The organism is Achromobacter sp. GbtcB20 (assembly GCF_019091095.1).
GTDB classification, from domain to species: Bacteria; Pseudomonadota; Gammaproteobacteria; order Burkholderiales; family Burkholderiaceae_B; genus Achromobacter; species Achromobacter mucicolens.
The window spans coordinates 1-240 of sequence record NZ_JAGXJZ010000850.1 but is presented as its reverse complement, the minus strand read 5'-3'; the positions used below and the strand labels follow the sequence as shown (position 1 = coordinate 240).

The window sequence follows — 240 nt, the reverse complement described above, 5'->3', positions numbered from 1 at the left end:
TTCAACCTCGCCACCTTCGCCGCGGCGCGGGCCGGGGCCGCGTCTGGCGGGGATAAAGGCGAGATGAAAAAAGCGTTCGCCAAGGCTTTGTCGGGCTTGTACGTGGCCAAAGGACTGCGCCTGGCAGGCTCGAATGGCTTGACCGATGTTTCAGGCGGGAATTTCCAGCAGGTGAGCAGCGGCTCCACTGCCTACAGTTATGCCGTGGCGAGCATGCCGACCAATGAAATCAAGATCCTC

1 protein-coding gene is annotated in these 240 nt (G+C 60.8%); it reads left to right on the top strand.

Features of this window, described 5'->3' with window-relative positions; all coding sequences use genetic code 11:
- Positions 1 to 240 (top strand): hypothetical protein (locus tag KVT32_RS31375; protein ID WP_217619564.1); only part of this gene is annotated, 240 nt, incomplete at both ends.